Annotated in this window: 22 protein-coding genes; 17 read left to right on the forward strand and 5 right to left on the reverse strand. The window is 56.0% G+C overall.

The genetic code is table 11. The features are described 5' to 3' along the window. The first annotated feature begins 962 nt into the window (after positions 1 to 962). From CU041_RS00005 to CU041_RS00025, 5 genes are all read left to right on the forward strand, one after another. Positions 963 to 1,427, forward strand: coding sequence for a PaaI family thioesterase (locus CU041_RS00005; RefSeq protein ID WP_101245233.1), 465 nt, complete (start codon positions 963 to 965; stop codon positions 1,425 to 1,427). Positions 1,428 to 1,485: 58 nt separating this feature from the next. Next, positions 1,486 to 2,658: an isovaleryl-CoA dehydrogenase gene (locus tag CU041_RS00010; protein WP_101245234.1), complete on the forward strand. Its 1,173-nt coding sequence runs from the start codon at positions 1,486 to 1,488 to the stop codon at positions 2,656 to 2,658. Positions 2,659 to 2,709: 51 nt separating this feature from the next. Beyond that, positions 2,710 to 3,897 (forward strand): acetyl-CoA C-acyltransferase, encoded by a 1,188-nt coding sequence (locus CU041_RS00015; protein ID WP_101245235.1) that lies wholly within the window; start codon positions 2,710 to 2,712, stop codon positions 3,895 to 3,897. Between the two features lie 119 nt (positions 3,898 to 4,016). Continuing rightward, entirely contained in the window at positions 4,017 to 4,637 is a 621-nt protein-coding gene (locus tag CU041_RS00020; protein ID WP_101245236.1) for a carbonic anhydrase, read from the forward strand. 88 nt (positions 4,638 to 4,725) lie between these two features. Beyond that, complete coding sequence (locus CU041_RS00025) at positions 4,726 to 5,859, forward strand: acyl-CoA dehydrogenase (RefSeq protein WP_101245237.1); 1,134 nt, start codon at positions 4,726 to 4,728, stop codon at positions 5,857 to 5,859. 6 nt (positions 5,860 to 5,865) lie between these two features. Here the strand turns inward: CU041_RS00025 and CU041_RS00030 are convergent, their stop codons facing one another. From CU041_RS00030 to pspF, 4 genes are all read right to left on the reverse strand, one after another. After that, on the reverse strand, positions 5,866 to 7,026 hold the full coding sequence (locus CU041_RS00030) for a 2-methylaconitate cis-trans isomerase PrpF family protein (RefSeq protein WP_101245238.1): 1,161 nt from the start codon (positions 7,024 to 7,026) through the stop codon (positions 5,866 to 5,868). After that, positions 7,023 to 7,499, reverse strand: coding sequence for a hypothetical protein (locus CU041_RS00035; RefSeq protein WP_233432955.1), 477 nt, complete (start codon positions 7,497 to 7,499; stop codon positions 7,023 to 7,025). The genes CU041_RS00030 and CU041_RS00035 overlap by 4 nt, the downstream gene beginning before the upstream one ends. Positions 7,500 to 7,645: 146 nt before the next feature. After that, the gene (locus tag CU041_RS00040; protein ID WP_101245240.1) at positions 7,646 to 8,413 is read right to left on the reverse strand and encodes an outer membrane protein; all 768 of its coding nucleotides are present in this window, start codon (positions 8,411 to 8,413) and stop codon (positions 7,646 to 7,648) included. 118 nt (positions 8,414 to 8,531) lie between these two features. Next, on the reverse strand, positions 8,532 to 9,533 hold the full coding sequence (gene pspF / locus CU041_RS00045) for a phage shock protein operon transcriptional activator (RefSeq protein WP_101245241.1): 1,002 nt from the start codon (positions 9,531 to 9,533) through the stop codon (positions 8,532 to 8,534). Positions 9,534 to 9,702: 169 nt separating this feature from the next. Between pspF and pspA the strand changes: the two genes are divergently transcribed. The 7 genes from pspA (at position 9,703) to CU041_RS00080 (ending at position 15,121) form a co-directional block, all read left to right on the forward strand. Then, positions 9,703 to 10,368, forward strand: a complete 666-nt coding sequence (gene pspA / locus CU041_RS00050) for a phage shock protein PspA (RefSeq protein ID WP_101245242.1) — start codon at positions 9,703 to 9,705, stop codon at positions 10,366 to 10,368. A gap of 55 nt (positions 10,369 to 10,423) precedes the next feature. Continuing rightward, a complete protein-coding gene (gene pspB, locus CU041_RS00055; RefSeq protein ID WP_101245243.1) occupies positions 10,424 to 10,672 on the forward strand; it encodes an envelope stress response membrane protein PspB in 249 nt (82 codons plus the stop codon). Then, a complete protein-coding gene (locus tag CU041_RS00060) occupies positions 10,669 to 11,253 on the forward strand; it encodes a hypothetical protein (RefSeq protein ID WP_101245846.1) in 585 nt (194 codons plus the stop codon). The genes pspB and CU041_RS00060 overlap by 4 nt, the downstream gene beginning before the upstream one ends. Positions 11,254 to 11,505: 252 nt before the next feature. Further along, on the forward strand, positions 11,506 to 12,882 hold the full coding sequence (locus tag CU041_RS00065) for an ATP-binding protein (protein ID WP_101245244.1): 1,377 nt from the start codon (positions 11,506 to 11,508) through the stop codon (positions 12,880 to 12,882). 45 nt (positions 12,883 to 12,927) lie between these two features. Then, positions 12,928 to 13,518 (forward strand): EndoU domain-containing protein, encoded by a 591-nt coding sequence (locus CU041_RS00070; protein ID WP_212733746.1) that lies wholly within the window; start codon positions 12,928 to 12,930, stop codon positions 13,516 to 13,518. Positions 13,519 to 13,560: 42 nt separating this feature from the next. Next, entirely contained in the window at positions 13,561 to 13,902 is a 342-nt protein-coding gene (locus CU041_RS00075; protein ID WP_101245246.1) for a hypothetical protein, read from the forward strand. A gap of 52 nt (positions 13,903 to 13,954) precedes the next feature. Next, positions 13,955 to 15,121 carry a serine hydrolase domain-containing protein gene (locus CU041_RS00080; protein WP_233432956.1) on the forward strand — a complete coding sequence of 389 codons (1,167 nt, stop codon included), beginning with the start codon at positions 13,955 to 13,957 and terminating at the stop codon, positions 15,119 to 15,121. A gap of 51 nt (positions 15,122 to 15,172) precedes the next feature. On the opposite strand, the gene CU041_RS00085 is transcribed toward CU041_RS00080, so the two are convergent. Next, positions 15,173 to 16,216, reverse strand: a complete 1,044-nt coding sequence (locus CU041_RS00085) for a substrate-binding domain-containing protein (protein WP_101245247.1) — start codon at positions 16,214 to 16,216, stop codon at positions 15,173 to 15,175. A 229-nt stretch (positions 16,217 to 16,445) separates the two neighbouring features. On the opposite strand from CU041_RS00085, the gene CU041_RS00090 reads away from it, so the two are divergent. The 5 genes from CU041_RS00090 to CU041_RS00110 all read left to right on the forward strand — a co-directional run bounded on the left by CU041_RS00090 (position 16,446) and on the right by CU041_RS00110 (position 21,136). Continuing rightward, positions 16,446 to 16,904, forward strand: coding sequence for a MarR family winged helix-turn-helix transcriptional regulator (locus CU041_RS00090; RefSeq protein ID WP_101245248.1), 459 nt, complete (start codon positions 16,446 to 16,448; stop codon positions 16,902 to 16,904). A gap of 11 nt (positions 16,905 to 16,915) precedes the next feature. Beyond that, positions 16,916 to 19,012: an FUSC family protein gene (locus CU041_RS00095; protein ID WP_101245249.1), complete on the forward strand. Its 2,097-nt coding sequence runs from the start codon at positions 16,916 to 16,918 to the stop codon at positions 19,010 to 19,012. After that, a complete protein-coding gene (locus CU041_RS00100; protein WP_101245250.1) occupies positions 19,009 to 19,212 on the forward strand; it encodes a DUF1656 domain-containing protein in 204 nt (67 codons plus the stop codon). The genes CU041_RS00095 and CU041_RS00100 overlap by 4 nt, the downstream gene beginning before the upstream one ends. An 8-nt stretch (positions 19,213 to 19,220) precedes the next feature. After that, a complete protein-coding gene (locus CU041_RS00105; protein ID WP_101245251.1) occupies positions 19,221 to 20,132 on the forward strand; it encodes an efflux RND transporter periplasmic adaptor subunit in 912 nt (303 codons plus the stop codon). A 125-nt stretch (positions 20,133 to 20,257) separates the two neighbouring features. Then, positions 20,258 to 21,136 (forward strand): HpcH/HpaI aldolase/citrate lyase family protein, encoded by an 879-nt coding sequence (locus CU041_RS00110; protein ID WP_101245252.1) that lies wholly within the window; start codon positions 20,258 to 20,260, stop codon positions 21,134 to 21,136. The last annotated feature ends 29 nt before the right edge of the window (positions 21,137 to 21,165 follow it).

Raw genomic sequence — 21,165 nt, forward strand, 5'->3', positions numbered from 1 at the left:
ACGAGCCTGCGACCTCTGACCACCACGCATCTGCGGCCATCAGCCACCTGCGGTCAACGCCCTCTGAGTACCATACACCGTCGGCCAGTGCCCTCCGACCACCACACACCGGCGACCATCGCCATCCGGCCACCAAGCCACCCTCGGTCAACACATTCTGGCCTCTGATCACCGTTCAACGACCCGCGGCCTCGATCCTCTACCCGCGACCCTCGTGCCGCGGCGCAAAAGCCCGCATCACCCGCCTGCCGTCCCCAGCAGCTCTCCGATGCCCACCGCATGAGATGCAGCCCGGAGCGCCTTTCATCGGGCACCCAAACCATCCGTTTCCCCGCGCCACCCAAAACGCCTAACACCATCCAAAACCACGCGGCATCACGCGGCATCACGCGACATCACGCAACACCACGCGGCATCACGCAACATCACGCGGCACCACCCAAAGCCACCCGGCACCAGCCGTCGCCTTGCGGAAATGACGCCTCAGCAAACTGGCGCCAAATCCGTCGCCCCCAAACCCATGGCCACAAACACGCGCCCGCAAACCCATGGCCCCGCACCCACACCCACACCCACACCCACACCCACACCTACGCCGCAAGCCATTACTCCCCAAATCATTGCTCACCCAGCAATTGCTTGTCCCGGAATTGCTTGCCCGGGGAACCGTCTGTCCCACCCCGCCCGATACGACGCCTCGCGCATCAAACCGGATGCATGTTGTCACCGGGATAGCGTGATCGGGTGAGTTGGAGTTTGCGGATCGCGAAAACGGCGCGTTTTCCGGTTGATAGGGGCTCAGGAATGCTGGCAAGGGCGGGTTTTGAGATAAAGTGGTAGAGCTATGCGGATTTGATTTGACGTTAACGTTAACGTCAACTACAAGGGAGTCGCATTCTCCCGCGATACCCGCAACGGGTATCTGCCTTCTTCTCAGGACCGTGACTTCTTAGGACCGCGATATGGCACAGTTCGAACCGCAAAATCCCGATTTTGATGCTGAAGTCCGCAAACGCTTCGCACAACAGCCCTATAATCTGTCGATCGGGGCCGAAGTTGCCGATGTTAAACCGGGCCGGGTTGAAGTCATCGTGCCGTCGCGGGCTGATCTGATCCAGCATAACGGCTATTTCCATGGCGGTCTGATCGCAGGGCTTGCCGATATTGCCGGCGGTTTTGCCGGATGGAGTCTGATTGAAGCCGATCAGGGGATGCTGACGATTGAATACAAGCTCAATATCGTCGCCCCGGGGCAGGGTGATCATTTGCGTGCCGTCGGCGAGGTTGTCTCGCGCGGGCGATCGATCATCGTCACCCGCATCGATATCTTTGGTATGAGGAATAGCGAGCCGGTTCTGTGCGCGACCTCGCTTCAGACGCTCAAGGTCATGAAGCTGCCGCCGGAACTATTAGATAGCGCTGCATAATTCCATCAATTGATAAAATTTACCTAATAATCAAACCCAGTCAGGCAGGAACGTCATCATGGCATTTTTCGAATTTCCCGGATTGAAATTTGATCTTGGCGAAACCGCGGACGCGATCCGCGAAACTGTTTCATCCTTTGCCGAGGCCGAAATCGCCCCGCGCGCGGCAGAAATCGATGAAACCAACCAGTTCCCCAACGATCTGTGGCGCAAATTCGGGGATCTTGGCCTTTTGGGCATGACGGTTCCCGAAGAAGATGGCGGTACGGGTCTTGGCTATCTCGAACATGTGATCGCGATGGAAGAAATCAGCCGGGCTTCGGCTTCGGTTGCGCTTTCATATGGGGCGCATTCCAACCTGTGCGTCAACCAGATCAAACGCAACGCCAATGCTGAGCAAAAGGCAAAATACCTGCCCAAACTGATCAGCGGCGAACATATCGGGGCCCTTGCCATGAGCGAGCCGGGCGCTGGTTCGGACGTGGTATCGATGAAGCTTCGCGCCGAGAAAAAGGGCGATCGTTTCATCCTCAATGGCAACAAGATGTGGATTACCAACGGCCCGGATGCCGATACCTTGGTTGTCTATGCCAAAACCGATATGGATGCCGGACCCAAGGGCATTACGGCCTTTATCATCGAAAAAACCTTCAAGGGGTTCTCGACGGCGCAAAAGCTCGACAAACTGGGGATGCGCGGTTCGAACACCTGTGAGCTGGTATTTGAAGATTGCGAAGTGCCCGAAGAAAACATTCTGGGTCAGCTTAATGGCGGTGTCCGCGTGTTGATGAGCGGCCTTGATTACGAACGTGCGGTTCTGGCAGCTGGCCCCACCGGGATCATGCGGGCCTGCATGGATGTGGTTGTGCCCTATATCCATGAACGCAAACAGTTCGGCAAGGCGATTGGCGAATTCCAGCTGATGCAGGGTAAAATCGCCGATATGTATACGACCATGAATGCCTGCCGTGCCTATGTCTATGAGGTCGCCAAGGCGTGCGATCGCGGTGAAACATCGCGCAAGGATGCGGCCGGTGTGATCCTGTATGCCGCCGAAAAGGCCACCTGGATGGCGCTTGAAGCCATTCAGACCCTCGGTGGCAACGGCTATATTAATGAATATCCGACCGGCCGGTTGCTGCGCGATGCCAAGCTTTACGAAATCGGGGCAGGTACCAGCGAAATCCGCCGTATGCTGATTGGCCGTGAACTGTTTGGTGAAACCGCATAATTGCGGTTTCCCGTTAACTGATCACCCAGAAAGACCACAAGGACCCACATCATGACCAGTTCCGATCCGGTTGTTATCGTATCGTGCGCCCGTACCGCCATGGGCGGTTTGCAGGGCGATTTTGCCACCGTTACTGCGGCCGAGCTTGGCGGTGTTGCCATCAAGGCAGCACTTGAGCGCGGTGGTGTTTCGCCAGATGACATTGACGAAGTCATCATGGGCAATGTTCTTCCCGCCGGTCAGGGACAGGCCCCGGCGCGCCAGGCGGCCTGGAATGCCGGTATCCCGCGTTCGGCCGGGGCGACCACGATCAACAAGATGTGCGGATCAGGCATGAAAGCCGTGATGTTTGCCCATGATACGCTGGTTGCCGGCGGGGCCGATGTCATGGTGGTGGGGGGCATGGAAAGCATGACCAATGCGCCGTTTCTTCTGCCGAAAATGCGGTCTGGCAACAAATATGGTCATGATGTTGTCTATGATCACATGGCGCTTGATGGTCTTGAAGATGCCTATGACAAGGGCCGGGCCATGGGCACCTTTGCCGAGGCAACGGCGGAGAAATACGGTTTTAGCCGCGAGGCACAGGACGACTATGCCATCACGTCCCTGACCCGTGCGCAGAATGCGGCCAGCGCCGGCCATTTCAAGGATGAAATCACCCCGGTAACCTTCACCACCCGCAAGGGCGAGGTCACCATTGATGCCGATGAACAGCCGCCAAAAGCCAAACCGGAAAAAATCCCGACCCTGCGTCCGGCCTTTGCCAAGGATGGCACGGTGACCGCCGCGCATTCGGCATCGATTTCCGATGGGGCGGCTGCCCTTGTGATGATGCGTGCGTCCGAGGCCAAAAAGCGCGGGCTGACGCCGCTTGCCAAGATCGTTGGTCAGGCCACCCACGCGCAGGAACCGTGCTGGTTCACAACCGCCCCGATTGACTCGATCAAAAAGGTTCTGGCCAAGGCCGGCTGGGGCAAGGATGACGTCGATCTTTGGGAAATCAACGAGGCCTTTGCCGTTGTTGCCATGGCCGCCATGCGCGATCTTGAGCTTGATCACGGCAAGGTCAATGTCCATGGCGGTGCCTGTGCGCTGGGCCATCCGATTGGCGCAACCGGTGCGCGTTTGCTGGTGACCCTGATCCATGCGCTTAAAACCCATGGCGGGTCAAAGGGCGTGGCATCACTTTGCATCGGTGGGGGCGAGGCAACGGCGGTTGCGATCGAGCTGATCTGAACGGCGTTGTGATTTAGTTTAAACCGGTTCTAAAAAGTCTGAGATTGGGGGCTACCAACTTGCGCGAATTCACCTTATTTTGTCGCCAGACATAACGATGGAATAGAGGAATTCGCGCGATGACAAAGTCGACTGTGGATCGGATGCTTGCCGGCTTTAAAAGCTTCAAGGCGATGTATTACGAACAGCGCCCTGAACGCGTTGAAGATCTGGTGAATATGGGCCAGAAGCCCGAAGTGCTTCTGATTGCATGTTCGGACTCCCGGGTTGATCCGGCCATCCTGACCAATGCCGAACCGGGCGAAATGTTTGTTATTCGAAATGTGGCAAACCTTGTTCCGCCCTATGAGCCCGATGAAAACTATCACGGCACCTCCTCGGCGATCGAATTTGCGGTCCGCGACCTTAAGGTCAAGGATATCGTGATTCTCGGTCACTCGGCCTGTGGGGGCATGGCGGCACTGGTCGAACATGGCGAGGCCGGCAAAGTGCCGGACCGCGACTTTATCGGTGAATGGGTCAGTATTGCAAAATGCTGCCTGCATCATGGCCCTGATGTCGACAAGGTTTCGCGTCATTCAATTCGCAATTCGTTGCAAAACCTGATGTCGTTCCCGTTCATCAAGGAACGGGTCGAAGCCGGCGATCTTAACCTTCATGGTTGGTGGTACGGCATGAAAGAAGGCATCCTGTGGCGTTTCGACGCCGAACAGGACAAGTTTATCAAGGGCGAAGAATAAGCCCGGTCTGATCTGCGGGTGACCCACGGGGTCACAGCCTGTTTTGATCGCATGGCCGGTGCGTCGCCCAACCGGGAGGGGCACCGCCATGCGGTTGGAAGAACATCAGATCATGGTGCGCGATACCGCGCGCGAGTTCGCCGAAAATGAACTCAAACCCAATGCTGCAAAATGGGATACCCATCACACTTTCCCGGCCGAGGCGATAGCCGGTCTGGGCGAGTTGGGCTTTCTTGGCATGCTGGTGCCCGACGAATATGGCGGGGCGGGCATGGATCATGTCGCATATGCGCTGGCGCTCGAAGAAATTGCTGCGGGTGACGGGGCAACATCGACCATCATGTCGGTGCATAATTCGGTCGGCTGCATGCCGATCCTGAAATTCGGCACCGAAGAACAGAAACAGAAATTCCTGGTCCCGATGGCGCAGGGCGAAAAGATCGGTGCATTCTGCCTGACCGAGCCACAGGCCGGGTCCGATGCCAGCGCGCTTAAAACCCGTGCGGTGCGCGATGGCGATCACTGGATCATCAACGGGGCAAAGCAATTTATTACATCCGGCTCCGAAGGTGACATTGCCATCGTCTTTGCGGTAACCGACCCGGCCGCAGGTAAACGCGGCATTTCAGCCTTTATCGTGCCGACCGATACACCGGGCTATGTGGTGTCGCGGGTTGAGGAAAAGCTGGGTCAGAATGCATCCGATACCTGCCAGATCACCTTTGTCGAATGCCGGGTGCCCGATGAAAATATGCTGGGCGAGGAAGGACAGGGTTATAAAATCGCACTGGCCAATCTGGAAGGCGGGCGCATCGGCATTGCCGCCCAGTCGGTTGGCATGGCACGTGCGGCATTTGAAGCGGCACGTGATTACGCCAATGAGCGCGAAACATTCGGCAAAAAGATCATTGAACATCAGGCCGTGGCCTTCCGCCTTGCCGATATGGCGACCAAGATTGATGCCGCACGGCTTCTGGTTCATCGTGCGGCCGAACTGCGCGATGATCACAAACCCTGTTTGACCGAGGCCTGCATGGCCAAGATGTTCGCATCCGAAATTGCCGAGGAAGTTTGTTCAGCCGCGATCCAGATTCATGGCGGATATGGCTATCTTAAAGACTTCCCGGTCGAGCGCATCTATCGCGATGTCCGGGTCTGCCAGATTTACGAAGGCACATCCGATATCCAGCGCATGGTGATTGCACGATCACTGGCCGACTAGGGGCGATCAGGCGTCACCGGAAATCCGGTGACGCGGCACCATCACTTCACCCTGCATCAGGCGACGGGCGGATCGGAAGACGGTGACGGAATTGACCGTAAAGTCATCGGCCGTGGTGCCGGTGATATCGGCATCAAGCACCAGTGTGCCCGACGGGTGCGCAATGGTCAGCGGCTGATCGGTGACGCTGTTGTGACGTGCTATTTGATGGGCGACCGATCCGGTTAGTCGCATGGTTGCGGCCAGACACATGCCGCCGGTGATCGGGCTTGATGCGTGGGCCTGTCCGGTTGAAATCATCCGCACGACAATATTGATGTTAGCGCTATCATCGTTGGTTGGCGGCGACACGATGGCGATTTGTGGCAGGTTGCGCACGCTGGTTTGGGCTTCTTCACGGCTACAAATCCCCATGCGGACGGCGGCGGAAATGCGAAGGGTCTCGATACGGTCAAGCAATCCGTCAGATGCGGTAATCCCGGCCGGGCTTTCGCGACCTGTCAGACCCAGATCGGATGCGCGCACGCAGGCAATCGGGTTGCTGACATCAATCAGGGATACTTCAATCGCGCCAAATCCGTCGGTTTCCAGAAGCTCCGATGCCTTGCCGGTCGGCAGTGTCTTGCCGGTGCTGGAACCGCCCGGTTCAAGGAAGGAAAGCGCGATCGGCGCATGGGTGCCGCCGACCCCATCAAGGGCGAAATCGCCATCGACCATCGGCAAGCCATCCTGAAGCGCAAAGGTTGCGACGATAATCTTGCCGGTATTGGTGTTGTGGATGCGCACAATGGCCTGATCACCCGTGGTTTTGACCAGACCTTCCTCAACCGCATAGGGGCCGACAGCCGAGGAGATATTGCCGCAATTGCCCTTGTAGCTGATCACCGGTGCATCGATCGAAACCTGCCCGAATGTGTAATCAATATCGGCATCATCGCGCGATGATTTGGCGATGATGGCGATTTTTGACGTCGACGATGTTCCGGCCCCCATGCCATCGAGCTGGCGCTTGTTGGGATCGGGGCTGCCCATGGCTGCCAGAATCATGGAATCGCGCGTCGGTCCGGCTTCCGGCAGGTCTTCGGCCCGGAAAAACAGTGCCCGGCTTGTCCCGCCGCGCATGAAAACGGCACGGAGCGGGATTTGCGGCGAACTGGGTGTTTTCATTTTGGGGCGCTCCGCAGGGAAGTGTTTGGTGGTGGCGCAAAACGATCAAGAAATCGTTCAGCACGGGGTAGGGCGTCGTGAAGGAACTGTTTTGGTTCGCGTAACCATAGGCCATCGATTTGCCGAGATTTTTCTTCAGAAATCAGTACGTCGCGCGGGATTGGCTTAATCTCTGCGTCCCAGCCAACGAAACATTGCCGAGCACGGCGAAAGTAATGATCAATGAAAGTTTGTCGGTGACTGTAGCCATGATAATCAAAAATCCGGTCATTCCAGGCAATAGCGATGTGATTTCCTGCAAAGCCACTGCGCGGGTGAAGCCATAAAGGCGTCATGTCTTCTGTGCCGTAGCGCATGAGAAATGCATGGGCGAGGATGTGGCAAGCACCACAGGCAAAGAACACGCGATCGGGCAACTCCCAGCGCATCGCCGGATCACTCTTTCGGTAACCCGGTGTTCTTGGCTGATACATAGCTCTCCATCCTGTCGCTGGTAGGCGGGGCGTATTTGGCAATCAATATACGAAAGACAAAGCAAAACACCCCGAACCGCGAGAATATCGTGGTCCGGGGTTTCTGCATAGATCAGGTGATTTCAGGATGTCGTCGTTTGGCGTGATCAGAACTGATATTGCAGGCCCAGCATGACTTCGTGCGCATGCAGATCATAGCGTAGTTCCTGCGTTAGTCTGCCGTTTGGGACGGAGCCTGATGTAAAATGTTTGCTGGCGCGCGCTTCGCCCATATTGATATAGCGATAGGAAAAATCGATCTTCCAGTGATCGGTTAGCGCGTAATTGAGGCCAGCGCCTGCTTGCCAGGCGACATCATCATGTTGCGCCCCATCAATTGTATTAGTGGTGCCCCCAATACCCGTCGATTTCGTGCTGTTGTGGGCCCAGCCAATGCCAGCCTGGATGTAGGGCGAAAAGGCCCCGGTATTGATGCCATAAGCTGCAAGCGGATCGATAAATCCAGTCAACATGGTTGTGACATTAGACGTGTTGTGGCGACCTCCGGTAGCCTGGCGCGTTGAACCGGTGTTGTTGTTGAAGGTGAAAGAATCCATATTTGCCATGTTATCGCGATATGAAATCGTCAGATCGGTTCGAAGGTAATTGTTGAGCTTCAATCCGGCGCCAGCTTGATATCGCGTGCCTGTATGTGGGTCGGTGTCCCATGTATCGCGGATCGAATCAGTCGAATCAGCATCATCATCAATCGTGCTTGAATAGCCCAGATCGGCGCGGAGGTAAGGGGTAAGCAGCCATTCTTCGGCGGTTGCTGTTGTGGTTAGTGCGAAAACGCCAAGTGTCGCGAAAACAGGAATCCGAGCAGCTTTCCGACCGGGTTTGTGTGTTTTCGGCAACTGCAAAAACGGCAACATCAAACAAATCTCATATAAGTAGTTGAATTATTTGATATAATTAAACCTATAAGTGTTTTGCTGTGCAATAAAAATCCGAAATTGTCCGATAGCGGTGGAATTGCACAGATTGTGGTGCTTAGCCGCGAGGGGAAAGCCCGTGTTTTTCCAGAAGCCTGCGGAACTGATGGTAATTCAGATTGAGCAGCTTTGCGGCTTCGGTCTGGTTGTTGGCGGTTTGGGCGAGGGCCTGTTCGAGCAGTCTGATCTCGAAGTCTGCGACCTGTGATTTGAAATCAATCGCTTCGTGTATGCTGGGGGTGACCGGTGGGCTTACCTGTTTTTCAGGGGCGCGCGCGGTTTCAGACCAGATGTCCTCAAACGGATCGAGTTTGATGGTGGCAAGCGGTGCGTCTTCATCATCGGCAAGATAGATGCTGCGTTCAACCGCATTGCGTAATTCGCGGATATTGCCTGGCCAGTCATGGTGCAAAAGCTGATGGGTGGCATGGGCGGAAAAGCCCGCAAAAACCGTGCGGCCAAGGCGCTTGGTCATATCAAGCGCGAACTGTTCGGCCAGCAAAAGGATATCATCAGACCTTTGACGGAGTGGTGGTACAGCGATGACGTCAAAGGCGAGGCGATCCAGAAGATCGGCGCGGAACTTCCCGGTTTTGGCCAGGTCGCGCAGGTTTTCATTTGTCACACCAATGATGCGGGTATCAACATCAATGGTGTCCGACCCGCCAACGCGTTCGATTTCACCATATTCGACAACCCGCAGAAGCTTTTCCTGAACCACGGGGCTGGCGGTGGCGATTTCATCAAGAATGATGGTGCCGCCATGGGCACGTTCAAACCGCCCGATATGACGTTTGGTCGCCCCGGTAAAGGCGCCGGCTTCGTGGCCGAACAGTTCGGTATCAAGCAGGGTTTCCGATAGGGCCGCACAATTGACCTTGACCAACGGACCACCCCAGCGGCGTGAGAGGTAATGCAGGCGGGCGGCAATCAGTTCCTTGCCCGATCCGCGTTCGCCAATGACAAGGCACGGCCGATCAATCGGCGCCAGACGCGAAACATGTTCGAGGGCGGCCAGAAATACGGGATCTTCGCCCAATATCGGTTGCAAGCTATCCATTTCGCGAAAAACGTTATCGGAAAACGACAATAATGTCGCGATAAATGTAATGTCCAGAGGTGGGGAATCTGTAAGTCATTGATTTTATTCATTTCCAAAACTGGCACGGCATTTGATATAGAGAATGCAGAAGTTTTACCGTCCCCCGATGAAGTAAGGAGATCAGACAATGGGCGTGTTTTCGCGTTTGTCCGATATCGTAAATGCCAACATCAACGCGCTTCTGGATCGTGCCGAAGATCCGGAAAAAATGGTGCGCCTGATGATCCAGGAAATGGAAGATACGCTGGTTGAAGTCCGGTCCGCTGCCGTCAAGGCGATTGCCGATAAAAAGGAAGTCGAGCGCAAGCTTAAAAAACTGCATGACGGTCAGCTTGAATGGGAAACCAAAGCCGAGTTTGCTGTTTCCAAGGGCCGCGATGATCTGGCCAAGGGGGCGCTAATGGCGCGCCGCCGTCTGGCCGATCAGAGCGTTGTGCTTGAGCGCGAACTTGAAGTGATCGAGGAAACCCTTGGCAAATTTGACGAGGATCTCAACAAGTTGCAGAACAAGCTCAATGAAGCAAAAGGCAAGCAGCGTGCGGTGGAAATCCGTATGCAGACCGCTGAAAAGCGTGTCAAAATGAAAGAAAAGCTTCATTCCGGTCAGATTGACGAAGCGCTTTTGCGTTATGAGCAGATGGAACGCCGGATTGACGAGCTTGAAGCAAATGCGGACTCCTGGGACCTTGGTCGCGGGCAGAGCCTTGAAGAGCAGTTCGAGGATCTTGAAGCCGAGCTCGGGATCGAAGATGATCTCAAAGAGCTTAAGGCGCGCGTAAAGAAAGATAAATAATCATTGGTTTGTGTGTTTCGGCACGTAGGCCAGCACAAGGAAGAAGCTGTCAGATATGTGGGCGATTGCCGTACCCTTGATTGTATTCGTTGCCGTTGTTGGCCCGGTCTGGGTGGTGTTTCATTACATCACCGTCTGGAAACGGATGAAGGCAGAGCAACGCGCACAGAACCCCGAACAAACCGCCCGTGAACAGGAAATGGTGGCGGGGCTCAAAAAGCGGGCAGCGAAGCTTGAATCCCGTGTCGAAACACTTGAACGCCTGTTAGATGCCGAGGTTGCCGAATGGAGGAACAGGATATGACTGCCCAGCAAGCTGCTGCCGGAAACGGATTTGGGCGCGGTCACACGAAAAACGCGCGTCACGGATGCCGGTTTGCCAATCACAGTCACGATGGCAAGAAATGCCACGGGGTGATCGGGCGGACCACGCGGGGAATTTCCCAGGCCTTTGGCATTCCGCGCAAAGGGGTTCTGGTTGCTTTCATTCTGATCCTGATTTTCAGTTTCCCGGTCGGGGTGATGTTGTTTGGTCTTGCATGGGCCTATGTGCATCATCCGGAATGGTTTGACGGATTGCGTGGCAAGTTGCGCGGATCATCGCGCCGTGCCCAGGCCAAAGCCCAGGCCCAGGCCCGTGCGGCCAAAACCGATGACACGCATGACAACCCGACCGTGGGTGTCGATTACGAAGAAAGCTGGATGGAAGAACTGCGCGAGCAGTTTGACGATCTGGAACGCCGCACCGGATCGATGGAAAGCTTTGTGGCGTCCGGCGATTATCAGGTCGCATCCGAACTTGAGAAAATGAAAAAAGACGACGCATCGCAAGCCGCCAAAAAGGACTGTGATGATGCCAATAAACCCGAAGAACCAAAGGCATAAGTCTTTGGCCTGACGGTCCAGAAGATTGACGGCGGTTTCAGCTTTCCCCAATCCCCCCTCGCGTTTTAACGCAATGAGGTCGCCGTCAAACATAAAACCGGATCACATATGTGATCCGGTTTTTCTTTTTGTTCGCAGTTCCTTGCGGAAAAATTCCCAAATAGCGTTTATCACTATACCTAATTTAAAGGTTTTACCGGCAAAGTCGGCGAAAAGGCCCATATATGGGATGCTGCTTTTGGGGAATTATGCATGGCGACCATGATTGAACATCCCGGCGAACAGGATTTCCTGCACCGGTTGCTGTTGGATAATCCGTGGTGGGACGGGGTCACCGATGATGTGGTGCAGGGATTGCCCCAGCGCGCCTTTTTCAAGCGGTTCTGGTCGGCCATTGAAAAGCATGACGGGCAAAAGGCCGTGGTCCTGACCGGCCCGCGCGGGGTTGGCAAAACCGTGATGTTGCGCCAGGCGGTGGCCGAACTTTTGAATGCCGACACGCCAAGACGCCATGTTTGCTATATCTCGCTGGAACATCCGCTGTTTCTGGAAATTGATCTGCCGCGTTTGCCAAAATTACTGCGATCGATGCGCGGTATTTCGGCTGATCATCCGTTATGGCTTTTTATCGACGAGGTTTCCTATCAGCGTGATTGGGAGGACCGGCTTGCACGGTTGATCGTTGCCGATCCGATGCTGCGCGTGGTGGCGGTTAGTGCGCTCGCACCCGGTGCCGACAGTGCCGGGCATATTCAAAGCCTGTTTTTACCCCCCTTCAGCTTTGCCGAATATCTTGAGCAAAAGGGCATTGCCCCAAGTGACGTTTTGCCCGAAACGCCAAATGTCGGGCGTTATACCGCCGATGTGCCGGACGGTCTGGTGGCGCTTAATGATCTGTTTGAAGATTACATCAATGAAGGCGGCTTCCACGATGCCAATGGCGAAGCCGGGGCCATTCACCGATCCCTTCATTCCGATCTGCCGGGGCTGCACGGGATTTCAAGCCCGTCGGACTTGCATCGGTTGTTTGCGCTTCTGGCATATAATACTGGGTCGGAATTCTCGATTGAGACATTGGCGCGCGAACTTGATATCGCCAAAAACACGCTGCGCCGGTATCTGGAATATCTTGAAAGTGCCTGGCTTGTGCGCCGTCTGGAACGTGTTGATCAGGATGCCAAGCCGTTCCAGCGTGCGGTGGCGTTCAAGGTTCATCTGATCCATCCGGGATTGCGCAGTGGTCTGATTGGCGGGCGGGCATCTGATAGTGCGACGATCACGCGACTGGCCGAAACCGCGATCCAGACCCAGTTTCTGACATCGAGTGTCGGGATGGAAAGCCTGTATTATGCGCGCTGGGGCCATTACGAGGTGCCGTTTGTGTTCCTTGATCGTCGGTCGGGCACGCCGTTATTTGCCTATCACTGTCTGTGGCGCGATGAGGCGATCCGCAAGCCCAAGGAAATCCGGGCACTGGTCAATTTCCGGGGCAGTCATGCCTTGCCACTGGGGGCGTTTGTTCTGACCAAGGCGCAATGGCATGGCGGCAAACTGGGTGGTGTGCCGATGCGGTTTGAGCCAGCCAGTGTGCTGGCACTGCGGATCGGGCTTGAATTTTCACAGCTTTAACCTTGCCGATCAGGAGGCGTTCCGTTGGGCATGTTCGGGTCTCGGATGATGGTACGGGTCTCAATGATCTCGCAGATTTTGCAGGTCGGGGCGGTATCGTGCGTTCTGATGCTGTCGGGGATTGCTCGGGCTGATCAGATTTGCCCGGCCAAACCGCATTGGAGCGATACCGAGCCCGCGATCAATCTGGCGCATGTGTTTTGTGGCGAAGTGAAATCCAATGGCCGTGCCGCCGGGTTTCATGCCCGGCCGGACGGGATTAATCCGGGATCGGTCAGATCGGTCGACATCACCCAGCCCGCCAATGCGAACGGGGTGTATGCCGGCATGGTGACTTTCGCCAATCCCCATACCAAGTCGGGCGGATCGGGTGGGCGTGATCCGGTGAAGTTTTCAAGCATCTTTCCCGACAGCTGTGACGATGATCAGATCGTGGCATCGATCCTTTATGCCTATGAAAATCGTACGGACTGTCCGGCGGGATCGCCTGGTTGGTGGCAATGCGGACTGAACCGGCCGATGGAGGCCGCGTCATCTGCCGGGCTTTGTGTGGGTGATGATCCCGACGGGGTTTTCATGATCGCGATCGGGTTGCTGCGTGACGGGCGGATCAACACCGCCTTTCCGCTGCGCTAGGTTCAGGATCAGGGGCAGGATCAGGATCAGGGGGATCGGGTGATGAGCGCAGACAGGACGGGTGACCTTAAGGTTCCCGATTGGCCGGGGCGGCGGGCGGATGATCCGGGCCATGACCGGATTGCCGCGATGCTGGTTCTTGATATTGGCAATGCACCGCAATGGGCAGGCCGGGTCGCGCGCGAGATCGAGGATGTTGTTACAGGGACATCAAGTGGTTGGGAAATGGTAATGAATGCCCATATCCTTACTGTGGGCAAAGACAAATCAGGCATATCATCAGCCGATGACGCGATGGGGGATGATCCGGTCGAGGTTGCGACCGCGGACCTGATGGCGGCATTGGCAGCCTGGATTGAGCGGATTGAACAGGGCGCATCGTAAAATGGCGTGTTTGTCAGGTCGGATCGGACCGGAAAAGGAATGCGGGCGGCAGATGGGGCTGTTTTTCACAAAGGCACAAGGCGGTATCGGGCGACTGGCAACGCGGATCTGTGTTGTCGGGCTGATGGCTGTGATGGTGGTTGGCGCGGGCATCGGGACGGCCAGCGCCCAGGGGAATGGCAAGGATCCGGGCGATCCGCTTGAGATCTTTTTGCATCAATATCTTGAACATGCGGGGCTTCCGGGCGGGGTGATCGGCATCGGATATGGCACGGGACAGGTGCGCTATGCCGCCAGCGGATATGCAACGGTTGGTCCCGATGTCGGCATGACGGCAGATCGGCAGTTTTATATCGGGTCGCTGACCAAAATGATGACGGCGGTTGTGACCCTGCAACTGGCATCGGAAAAACGGATCAATCTGTCCGATCCGATTGCCAAATATCTGCCCGAAGAATTCGAAGGCCGAATTGCCAATGCCCGAAATGCGACCATTCGTGACCTTTTGCGCAACAGTTCAGGTATTCCCGATTATCTTGACGGGGAATTCTTTTTCCAGCTTGTCGGGCGTGATCCGCAGCATGGCTGGCGAAATGTCGAGTTGCTGCCATTGATTGCCGATCGGGACGCCTATTTCGAAGCGGGGAAAAGCTATGCCCCGTCAAACAGCAATTTCATCCTGCTCGGCGTGATGATCGAAGCGGTCGAAGGCGATCATATCGAAAAGGTATTTAACCGCCGCATTTTCGAACCGGCCGAAATGGCCAATACATCCTTTGGCCGCTATCCGCGACCGGATCTTTTGGCCCATGGCTTTGATGATGCGGACGGGGACGGGCAGCTTGAAGATGTCACGGATTTCGATGTCGGCGATCAGCTGGCCGATGGCGGTGTGATTTCAACGGCCGAGGATATGGTAAAGTTCGCCCGTGCCCTGTTTGTTGACGGGGTGTTGCTGGGTCCCAATGCGATCAAGCGTGCGACTTCTGATGCGGCCTTTGCCGGTGAAGGGTCTTATGGTTATGGGCTTATGATCGGGTCAAGTGACTGGGGGCCGGTTTGGGGGCATGACGGGATCTATTTCGGCTATTCCGCCGAATTTTCATGGTTCCCCGATCAGGATACGGTGGTGGTGTTTCTGGCAAATGGCCGCGCCCTTAACGAGGTCCCCAATGTCACGGGGATGCTGATGACCGGGATATTTGGCAAGCCGCAATAGCGATATGTGCGAAATGTGCGAAGGCCATTGCGGTGCCGATCAAATGGATGGTCACATTGGTGGTTGGCTTTCCGGATCAAGAAGCGCGCTGCTTTGGCGGACCTGAAGGGCGGGTTCTTCGGCAATCACGACATTCTGCCCCAGTGCATAATTGCGCAATTGGCGATAAACCAGTTCCCCGATCCGATAAAAATCAATGGCGACATAGCCGTCAATGGTGCCATTGGCAGTCAATTCTTCCTGTTCGTCGGTCGGGCTGCCGGTTGCCATGAACAGTTTGGGTGCGCGCGGGCCCGATGCGGTGATGATTTTGCTCAGCCGTTTGGTGTCGCCGAGAAGCCAGTCACCGACCGGCACAATGAAATCAAGTGTCGGGTTCTGAATTGCCTGGGACAATTGTGCAAGGCCGAGTTCCTCGTCACCGCGATTGAAAAGCGGACAGCGTTCATCTTCGCGCCAGCCATTTTCCCCCTTAAGGGCTGCTGGCGGATGAAGGGGGGCTGGCATGTCATCGGGAACCGGAAGTGTCCCGCGCAAGGTATGGCGAATGCCGGCAATCCGTTCATTGAGATTGGGGTCAAAGCGGCCGCCGCTGATGATGCAGATCCGTGCGCCATCAGGGCGGACAGATTTAAGCAATTCGGCAAGCCGGGTGCCGATTTCAAAATTGTCGGGCCCGATATAGGTCCGGCGCAAATGGCGGTCCGGATTTTCAAGATCGGAATCAAACGTGATGACGGGGATTTTGTTGGCGTGTGCTTTTGGCAGGCCGTCCTGGGCGATGAAGGATGAATTGGTTACCGAAATCGCAATACCGTCGACATTCATGTCGATGGCCTTGTGAATGGCATCGCGCTGTCCGCGGAAATAGCCGATCTGTGTGTCGCCCATATGCAGGCATTCATCACCGTTGCGCAGGGCCGCATCATGGCAGCCGCGCCAGGCGGTGATAAAATTGACATCTTCGATATCCTTGGAAATCAGGCTGAATTTAAGGGGTCTGGCCGATGTCATCTGTGCGTACAGGCACAGCATGAACAGGGTCAGGATCGCGGCTTTCATTCCAGATCGCGTGATGGGTAGTGATGCGAACATTTTGGCTCCGGTGATGGAGCCAGGCTTTTCTCCCACCCGGTGTTTTTACCGGCTTTTTCTGATGATACGGGCATGCGGCGATGCCGGATCGTTTCTGCGCTTATATGTGGTGACGGGGGATCTGTTTGACCACCATTAGTGGTTGCTAAATTTCATTATGCATTCGGCGCATGACTGATAGAATGATAATAGTTAGAATCCTAACTAATTTTCTGGTATCATCAGGGTCATGGAAAACATTGACCTTGAAACCCCTTATTTGACCCTTGGCAGTGCGTTGATGCGCGTCGCCCGCTGCTGGCAGCGCGAAGTCAATCGCACCCTTGCCGCGCATGGTCTTTCACAAACCATGGTGATGCCGTTGATTGTTTTGCATCGCAGCCGCGGTGCGGTCCGGCAAGGCGTGATTGCCGACGAAATCGGTGTTGAAGGCCCGTCACTTGTGCGGGTCATCGATCAGCTTGAACGGGACGGATTGATTTCGCGGGTCTGTGACCCGACGGACCGCCGGGCCAAGATGGTGGCGCTTACCGATGCGGGCAAAGACAAGGCATCCGAGATCGAGGTGTTGCTGGGTGCGTTGCGCGGGGAAATTACGGCCGATATTCCATCCGAAAAACTCAACATTACCCTTGAAGTCATGCGCGCCCTGCTTGACCAGTTGGCGCAGCGTGACAAGGCCGAGTAGGAGGATGTGGCATGTTAAGCACAATCCTTTCATTGCGCCCCAAAGCGACCGACTGGCTGTTTTCCGTTAAAACATTTGCCGCATCGATCCTGGCACTTTTCATTGCGCTTGCATTTGATCTGGACCGCCCGGTCTGGGCAATGGCGACGGTATATATCGTCGCCCACCCGTTATCGGGTGTTCTGGCATCAAAGGCGGTTTATCGCGTTCTTGGCACCATTCTGGGCGGGGTGGCTGCGGTCATTTTTGTGCCCAATCTTGTCAGTGCGCCGGTTTTGCTGTCGCTGGTGCTGGCGATCTGGGTGGGGGGATGTTTGTTCCTGTCGCGCCTTGATCGTACGCCGCGCAGTTATCTTTTCATGTTGGCGGGCTATACAGCCGCCATTGTCGGGTTTCCGTGCGTTGGCGATCCGACCGCGGTTTTCACGACCGCGATTGCACGTTGCCAGGAAATCAGTCTTGGCATTATCTGTGCGACGCTGGTCAGCCATATCGTTTTTCCCCGTCATATCGGTCCGGTGATTGCCGCACGTATTGATGGCTGGATGGGTGATGTCGCCAAGCTGGCCGATCAAAGCTTTGATCCCGATACCGATGCGGACAGCCTGCATAATGAACGCGCGCGCATTGCGGCTGATCTTGGGGAATTGCACGGGCTTGCCTTGCATCTGGGATATGAAAAATCCGGTTTTGCCGGGCGGACCCGACAGTTGCATGCCCTGCAAAGCGTGGTCGCGGCTTTGCTTCCGGTTTTGTATGGCATTCACGACCGGCTGATTGCGATCAAGGGCGAACTTGGCACCCTGCCAGATGATGTGACCGCCATCCTTGAAAATATCACGGCCCACATCAAGGCCCCCAGCCACGATCAGGGGCGGTTAGGTGCACTTCATCACGATATTGATGTCTTTGCCGCGCGGGTTGCACAGGAGCGCGACTGGGCAGGGCTGCTTCAGATCAATCTGGCCAACCGGTTGCACCGTTTCCTTGATTTCCATGATGATTGCCGCACCCTTTGGGACGGTATCCGTGCTGGCGAGGTGCCGACAGATGTTCTTGATCGCTGGCAGGAAGGGGCCAGGGCATCGGCCCTGCACCGCGATTATGGTGCCGCCTTTCGCAGCGGGCTGACCGCATTGATTGCCACAGTCATCGTGTGCGGTTTCTGGATCGCATCAGGTTGGCCAAGCGGATCGACAGCAGCGATGATGGCCGCCGTCGGGGCGAGCATCATGTCGTTTCTGGATAACCCGGTCCCGGCCCTTAAGGGGTTCATTCGCTATACCGCGCTGTCGGTGGCGGTGGTGCTGGTTTACAGTCTGGCAATCCTGCCCGGGATTGACGGGTTTGCGTTGCTGGTCATGGCCTTTGCGCCTTATTTCATCTTGCTTGGTGTGTTGATGGCAACGCCGCAGACCTATGGGTTTGGACTGGCGATGCTGGTCAATGTGGTGATGATCCTGAATGTTGATACGGCCTATAGCAGCAATGTGTCTGCCTTGCTGGGCGGGGGGATTGCGTCACTGGCGGGGTTTGGTGTGGCAGCGATTGTCACGGCCTTTGTCCGGGTGGTGCCCGTCGACAGCTTTATCCGCGGACTGGTGCAGGCCAACTGGCGTGACATTGCCGGGATCGCGCGGGGCACGTTGAACATTGCCCGTATGGTGATGATCCGTCGGCTTCTGGACCGTCAGGGATTGATTTTGCCACGCCTTGCCATGGCGACACGTCATCGTGAAACCCTGATCCGGGTGATGCCCGAAGTTTCGATTGCGGCAAGTTTGTATGACCTGCGCCGGATCAGGCTGTTTGTTGATCGCGATATCAGCGCGCGTATCGATGTTCTGTTGCGCAATATCGCCCGGCATTTCGAAGCCCGCCTTGATGATTTTGACCGTGCCCCGGATCCCAAAATCCTGGCCGAGGTCGATAACATCCTTGGACTGGTTACCGTCATGCAGGATGACGAGCAGCGGCAAAAACTTCTGATCCCGCTTGTGGCATTGCGCCGGACACTTTCGAAAACCGATGCGCCGAAACTTGATCGCGCCGCAGGGAATGCGACCCGCCCGATGCCCGTGTCCCCCGAAATCGGAGAAATCGCATGATTGCGCCAACTCTTAATATCTATGGCCTGTTTGTTCCGGCATTGCTTGGACTGGCACTGGCAGCATGGGCATGTCTTTCGCTTGCCCGTATCGGTCTGATGCGGATCGGTTTTTACAAAATAACTGTTCATCCCGCCCTGACCGATCTTGCGCTTTATGTGCTGATCCTGACCGGACTTTCGGCGCTGTTCATTCAATAGGTGATGAAATGAAAACCGCTTTGACCAAAAGCCTGCGTATCGGATTTACGCTTTTACTTGTTGTCGCCGCCATTGCCGGTGGTGTGCATCTTTATGATTATTACATGAACGAACCCTGGACCCGTGATGGCCGGATCAGTGCCGATGTGGTGTCGATTGCGCCCGACATCGCGGGGCTCGTGGCCGAGGTAAAGGTCACCGACAACCAGCCGGTCAAGGCAGGGGACGTTTTGTTCACCATTGATGGCGCGCGCTATCAGGTGGCCGTCGATCAGGCGCGTGCAAAACTTGAAAGTGCCAAGGCCGCCCGTGATCAGGCCGCACGCGAGGTCAATCGTTATGGCGGGCTTGATAGTGCCGTGGTGTCAGCCCAGAAAAAGGAACAGGTCAAAACCGGCCTTGCAACCGCTCAGGCCGCCCTTGATCTGGCTAAGGCCGATCTTGATCTGGCGGAATTGAATCTGTCGCGCACCCGCGTTGTGGCGCCGGTGGATGGTGTGGTTACCAACTTTTCGCTGCGTCCGGGCAATTATGTTGGTGCCGGAACCGCGATTGCCGCCCTTGTCGACAGCAGTTCGTTCTATGTCGCTGGCTATTTCGAAGAAAACAAATTGCCGCGCATTGCGATTGGCGATCGCGTCAAGATCAGCCTGATGGGTGAAGACCGCCCGATTGACGGCCATGTCGCAAGCATCGCAAGCGGCATTCAGGATAGCGAACGGTCAGGCAGTTCTGCCGGTCTGGCACAGGTCAAACCGACCTTCAGCTGGGTCCGGCTGGCCCAGCGCGTTCCGGTTCGCGTTGCCCTTGATCACGTGCCCGAAGGTGTGAAGCTGGTCGCCGGGCGGAGTGCGGTCGTTACCATCGAACAGGAAAGTGCCCCGTCGGATGGCGGGCTGAACATCAGCAGGCTGTTCTGATCCTGTGTGGTGATTTTGGTATGATGCAGTGCAAAAAGTGACTTGCAGTGCAAAACAAGTTTGGGTAATTTTCGTAAAAATTAACGTCAAATATTGAACGAAAATTATCAAACGGGAGAAACCTGATGGCTGCTGCCCCACGTCCGCGCCGCTCTGTGCTTTATATGCCGGGATCGAATGCCCGTGCACTGGAAAAAGGCAGGAGCCTTCCGGCCGATGGCCTTATTCTTGATCTTGAGGATGCGGTTGCCCCGGATGCCAAGGATACCGCGCGCGACCAGATCGTCGCCGCCCTTGCCGAGGGCGGATATGGCAAACGTGAAATCCAGATCAGAACCAACGGCCTGAATACCCCGTGGGGCTATGCCGATATTGTTGCGGCGTCAAAGACGTCTGCCGATGCGATCCTGCTGCCCAAGGTCGAAAGTGCCGATACGGTCCGTCAGGTCGCCAATATCATGGAGGCCGAGGGGGCCCATGCCGGCATGACCATCTGGTGCATGATGGAAACGCCGCTTGCGATGCTGAATGCCAAGGAAATAGCCGGTGCGCACCCGCGACTGGGCGGCTTTGTCATGGGGACGTCGGATCTGGCCAAGGATCTGAACTGTGCCCATACGCCGGACCGTTTGCCAATGATCACAAGTCTTGGCCTTTGCCTGCTGGCCGCGCGGGCCTATGGGTTGGCGATCCTGGATGGTGTGCATCTTGATCTGGGCGATGATGACGGGTTTGCGGCATCCTGCAAGCAGGGGCGCGAGCTTGGCTTTGATGGCAAGACGCTTATTCATCCCAAAACCATTGCGGCGGCCAATGTGGCCTTTGCCCCGGCCCAAAGCGAAATTGACTGGGCGCGGAAAATCATTGCCGCCCACCAAGAAGCCGTAGCCGCGGGCAAGGGGGTTGTCGTGGTGGATGGCAAGCTGATTGAAAACCTGCATGTGGTGTCGGCCACGAAGCTGGTGGCAATGGCCGATCTGATTTCCGAAATGGATGCGAGCTGAAATCGGGCCGAAACGGTCCGCGTCCGATC

It is taken from the genome of Thalassospira povalilytica (genome assembly GCF_002844235.1).
Lineage (GTDB): Bacteria > Pseudomonadota > Alphaproteobacteria > Rhodospirillales > Thalassospiraceae > Thalassospira > Thalassospira povalilytica.

Excerpts from the sequence above, each read along its gene's own strand:
- CU041_RS00005 (WP_101245233.1), top strand. The coding sequence starts at position 963 with ATGGCACAGTTCGAACCGCAAAATCCCGATTTTGATGCTGAAGTCCGC.
- CU041_RS00010 (WP_101245234.1), top strand. The coding sequence starts at position 1,486 with ATGGCATTTTTCGAATTTCCCGGATTGAAATTTGATCTTGGCGAAACC.
- CU041_RS00015 (WP_101245235.1), top strand. The coding sequence starts at position 2,710 with ATGACCAGTTCCGATCCGGTTGTTATCGTATCGTGCGCCCGTACCGCC.
- CU041_RS00020 (WP_101245236.1), top strand. The coding sequence starts at position 4,017 with ATGACAAAGTCGACTGTGGATCGGATGCTTGCCGGCTTTAAAAGCTTC.
- CU041_RS00025 (WP_101245237.1), top strand. The coding sequence starts at position 4,726 with ATGCGGTTGGAAGAACATCAGATCATGGTGCGCGATACCGCGCGCGAG.
- CU041_RS00030 (WP_101245238.1), bottom strand. The coding sequence starts at position 7,026 with ATGAAAACACCCAGTTCGCCGCAAATCCCGCTCCGTGCCGTTTTCATG.
- CU041_RS00035 (WP_233432955.1), bottom strand. The coding sequence starts at position 7,499 with ATGTATCAGCCAAGAACACCGGGTTACCGAAAGAGTGATCCGGCGATG.
- CU041_RS00040 (WP_101245240.1), bottom strand. The coding sequence starts at position 8,413 with ATGTTGCCGTTTTTGCAGTTGCCGAAAACACACAAACCCGGTCGGAAA.
- pspF (WP_101245241.1), bottom strand. The coding sequence starts at position 9,533 with ATGGATAGCTTGCAACCGATATTGGGCGAAGATCCCGTATTTCTGGCC.
- pspA (WP_101245242.1), top strand. The coding sequence starts at position 9,703 with ATGGGCGTGTTTTCGCGTTTGTCCGATATCGTAAATGCCAACATCAAC.
- pspB (WP_101245243.1), top strand. The coding sequence starts at position 10,424 with ATGTGGGCGATTGCCGTACCCTTGATTGTATTCGTTGCCGTTGTTGGC.
- CU041_RS00060 (WP_101245846.1), top strand. The coding sequence starts at position 10,669 with ATGACTGCCCAGCAAGCTGCTGCCGGAAACGGATTTGGGCGCGGTCAC.
- CU041_RS00065 (WP_101245244.1), top strand. The coding sequence starts at position 11,506 with ATGGCGACCATGATTGAACATCCCGGCGAACAGGATTTCCTGCACCGG.
- CU041_RS00070 (WP_212733746.1), top strand. The coding sequence starts at position 12,928 with ATGATGGTACGGGTCTCAATGATCTCGCAGATTTTGCAGGTCGGGGCG.
- CU041_RS00075 (WP_101245246.1), top strand. The coding sequence starts at position 13,561 with ATGAGCGCAGACAGGACGGGTGACCTTAAGGTTCCCGATTGGCCGGGG.
- CU041_RS00080 (WP_233432956.1), top strand. The coding sequence starts at position 13,955 with ATGGGGCTGTTTTTCACAAAGGCACAAGGCGGTATCGGGCGACTGGCA.
- CU041_RS00085 (WP_101245247.1), bottom strand. The coding sequence starts at position 16,216 with ATGTTCGCATCACTACCCATCACGCGATCTGGAATGAAAGCCGCGATC.
- CU041_RS00090 (WP_101245248.1), top strand. The coding sequence starts at position 16,446 with ATGGAAAACATTGACCTTGAAACCCCTTATTTGACCCTTGGCAGTGCG.
- CU041_RS00095 (WP_101245249.1), top strand. The coding sequence starts at position 16,916 with ATGTTAAGCACAATCCTTTCATTGCGCCCCAAAGCGACCGACTGGCTG.
- CU041_RS00100 (WP_101245250.1), top strand. The coding sequence starts at position 19,009 with ATGATTGCGCCAACTCTTAATATCTATGGCCTGTTTGTTCCGGCATTG.
- CU041_RS00105 (WP_101245251.1), top strand. The coding sequence starts at position 19,221 with ATGAAAACCGCTTTGACCAAAAGCCTGCGTATCGGATTTACGCTTTTA.
- CU041_RS00110 (WP_101245252.1), top strand. The coding sequence starts at position 20,258 with ATGGCTGCTGCCCCACGTCCGCGCCGCTCTGTGCTTTATATGCCGGGA.